Genomic DNA, 3,361 nt, shown 5'->3' with positions numbered 1-3,361 from the left:
TTCTGTAATGGTTAATTCTTTAAAAGGGGTTTCTAGTCGCAGGTATGGACAAGCTGGCTATCCTAAACCCTATGGGAAAGATGCTCTTTGGTCTCCTAGTTATTTTGTTTCTTCTTTAGGAGGTGCAACCCTGGAAGTTCTTAAGTGCTATATTAAAGATCAAGAAAAGCCGTCGTTTTACGACGGGGTTTTAACCCAAATTTTCGATAAAATAGAGATAAATATTTCTGTAGTCACAAGATGCTAAATCTATTTAACTCGCTTTTTGGGCGTTATAACGAAAATATCAAGGCCAATGTGGAAATTTACACTTGGGCAACTTGTCCCTATTGTATTCGGGCCAAATGGTTGCTGGGTTGGAAAGGAGTAAAATACACCGAATACAAAATTGATGGGGATGAAAGCGCTCGTCAAGCCATGGCCGAACGGTCCAACGGTAAACGCAGTGTACCACAGATTTTTATTAACAATGAACATATCGGTGGTTGTGATGATTTGTATGCTTTGGATGGTCAGAAAAAATTAGATAATTTACTGGCTAAATGTGGGACTATCTAAAGTCTATTGACGAAAAAGCCTATGAGAAACATCGGCAATGGATGCAGTTAGCTTTAAATTTAGCGGCAACTGCGGGGGACCGGGGTGATGTACCTGTGGGAGCGGTTATCGTGGATAAACAGGGCAATTTAATCGCTAAAGGGTCTAATTGCAAGGAAAAACACCGTGATCCCACCGCTCACGCCGAAATTCTGGCGATTCGTGCCGCTAGTCAAGTTTTAGGCAATTGGCACTTAAATGATTGTACCCTCTACGTCACCCTCGAACCCTGTCCCATGTGTGCCGGGGCAATCATTCAGGCTAGGCTAGGATTATTAGTGTACGGTGCTGACGATCCGAAAACAGGAGTTATCCGCACTGTGGCTAATTTTATTGATAGTCCTTTTTCTAACCATCGTTTACCAGTAATTGCGGGAATTTTAGCCAAGGAATCGGGGGAATTATTACAAACATGGTTTGAGAAAAAAAGATGAGAGACATTCGAGTAATTATCGGGACGGTTGATAAATTTTGCTAAATTTATCAACTTGTTGCCTTAGAAAAGACAAAAAAAATAACCCATGATTAAAAGCTTTCGATGTAAAGATACAGAAAAGCTTTATAATAAGCAGTTTGTTAAAAAGTTTTCTGGGATTGAACGATTAGCGATCAAAAGATTGCGTATTTTAGAAAGTGCTAATACACTAGAAGCATTGGCAGGATTGCCGAGTAACCGCTTAGAACGTTTAAAAGGGGATAAGTAGGTAGGTGTTAAAAGTTGTCAGATTCCCCCCTTATTAAGGGGGGATTAAGGGGGGATCAGAGGCAAAATCTATCTTCAATTTAATTATAACTAAGTAGGTGGGTGGAATTAAATATAAGATGAACGTAGGTTGGGTTGAAGCATGAAACCCAACGCCCGCATAGGTTATGCTACTAATGTTGAAATTGTTGATTATCATTAAGGAAAATTCACGATGAATAATTGGAAAAGTCCTATCCACCCTGGTGAAATTTTAGCTGATGAATTAGAGGAAATTAATCTTGATGTTTCTCAGCTTGCCAAAAGAGTTAATATCTCTGAGAATGAACTTGAGCAAATTCTCAAAGGTCAAGGAAATATCACGGGAGATATTGCCTTAAGATTAGGACGTTTTTTTAATACAGGAGCAGAAATTTGGATGAATTTACAAAAAGCCTATGAGTTAGATATAGCGAGGGAAAAGTTAGGAAATCCCCTTGAAGAAATTATTCCTTATCAATCCCTGTCTTCAGGATAAATTCTCTTGAATTATATAATTATTCATTTGACATACTGGGTGCATCTGACATTTGCAGAAATAGCGACAATCAGCAATTATCAGTCATCCCTAAACTGATACAAATGTATGAATAACCGCGTGTGGGAGTTAATCATACTATTAAAACGGATTTGGTATTACTGTTAACAGTGGACTAGCTGATCACCACCAGTTGCATTAACCCGATCTTGTGCCAAAATGGAGTAAATATAGTAGCGGGGGGATGGTCAATGACAGCACAGGAAGTACTGGAGTTGATTCAACAGGCAAAGGACGAAAGAGCGGGGAAGTTGGATCTGTCCAACAAAAACTTAACAGAAATTCCCCCCGAAATCGCTCACCTCACCTCCCTGCAAATCCTCTATCTCAACAATAACCAAATCAGCGAGATTCCAGAAGCGCTCGCTCACCTCACCTCCCTGCAATACCTCCACCTCAGCAATAACCAAATTAGCGAGATTCCAGAAGCGCTCACTCAACTCACCTCCCTGCAATCCCTCTATCTCTACAATAACCAAATCAGGGAGATTCCAGAAGCGCTCGCTCAACTCACCTCCCTGCAACACCTCTATCTCAACAATAACCAAATCAGCGAGATTCCAGAAGCGCTCGCTCAACTCACCTCCCTGCAAAGCCTCTATCTCGACCATAACCAAATCAGGGAGATTCCAGAAGCGCTCGCTCAACTCACCTCCCTGGAACTCCTCTACCTCGGCCATAACCAAATCAGGGAGATTCCAGAAGCGCTCGCTCACCTCACCTCCCTGCGATACCTCAACCTCAACAATAACCAAATCAGCGAGATTCCAGAAGCGCTCGCTCACCTAGTCAACCTGAAGCGATTAGTCCTCAAAAATAACCCGATCACCAACGTTCCTCCGGAAATTATTCGTCAGGGATGGGGTGAAATAATATCGGATAATGGCAACCCGCAGGCGATTTTTAGTTATCTCAAGGATAAAGGAAAAAAACGCCCTCTTAACGAGCTTAAAGTTTTATTGGTGGGGGAGGGGGATGTGGGGAAAACTTCCCTGTTAAAGCGGTTACGGCACAATACCTTTAATTCCGAAGAACCCAAGACCCCCGGCATTAATATTGAAAAGTGGCAACTGCCCCAAAAACCCGATATTCGCCTCAATCTCTGGGATTTTGGCGGTCAGAAAGTGATGCAAACCACCCATCAGTTTTTTCTGACTAAACGCAGTCTTTATCTGCTTGTCCTCGACAACCGCAAAAACGAACAGCAAAACCGTCTGGAATACTGGTTAAAACTCATTGAAACCTACGGAGGCAATTCTCCCGTGATTATCGTGGGTAATTGTGCCGATGAACATCCCCCCCAAGTTAAGATCCGCACCCTCCAGAAAAAATATCCCCAAATCACCAAGCTAATCGCCACTTCCTGTAAAACCGGTGTAGGAATCGAGCAACTTGTGCAAGAAATCGCCTCCCAAATCGATGCTATTCCCCATATCAAAGATTTATTTCCTAATAGTTGGTTTCAGATCAAAACTCAACTAGAA

Annotated in this window: 5 protein-coding genes and 1 pseudogene; all 6 read left to right on the top strand. The window is 42.0% G+C overall.

Annotated elements, in window-relative coordinates:
* Positions 1 to 175, top strand: a pseudogene (locus IM322_RS10190) (transposase); the annotation flags it as partial.
* A 65-nt stretch (positions 176 to 240) separates the two neighbouring features.
* The gene (grxC, locus tag IM322_RS10185) at positions 241 to 558 is read left to right on the top strand and encodes a glutaredoxin 3 (RefSeq protein ID WP_002751734.1); all 318 of its coding nucleotides are present in this window, start codon (positions 241 to 243) and stop codon (positions 556 to 558) included.
* Complete coding sequence (gene tadA, locus IM322_RS10180; protein WP_287676783.1) at positions 543 to 1,031, top strand: tRNA adenosine(34) deaminase TadA; 489 nt, start codon at positions 543 to 545, stop codon at positions 1,029 to 1,031. Before grxC ends, tadA begins: the two co-directional genes overlap by 16 nt.
* A gap of 87 nt (positions 1,032 to 1,118) precedes the next feature.
* A complete protein-coding gene (locus tag IM322_RS10175; protein ID WP_287676785.1) occupies positions 1,119 to 1,301 on the top strand; it encodes a type II toxin-antitoxin system RelE/ParE family toxin in 183 nt (60 codons plus the stop codon).
* Between the two features lie 213 nt (positions 1,302 to 1,514).
* Positions 1,515 to 1,817, top strand: coding sequence for a HigA family addiction module antitoxin (locus IM322_RS10170; protein WP_287676787.1), 303 nt, complete (start codon positions 1,515 to 1,517; stop codon positions 1,815 to 1,817).
* 251 nt (positions 1,818 to 2,068) lie between these two features.
* A partial coding sequence (locus IM322_RS10165) for a leucine-rich repeat domain-containing protein (protein ID WP_287713192.1) occupies positions 2,069 to 3,361 on the top strand: 1,293 nt, incomplete at its 3' end.

It is taken from the genome of Microcystis sp. M109S1 (assembly GCF_020247025.1).
Lineage (GTDB): Bacteria > Cyanobacteriota > Cyanobacteriia > Cyanobacteriales > Microcystaceae > Microcystis.
This window is presented reverse-complemented; position numbering and strand designations above follow the sequence as displayed.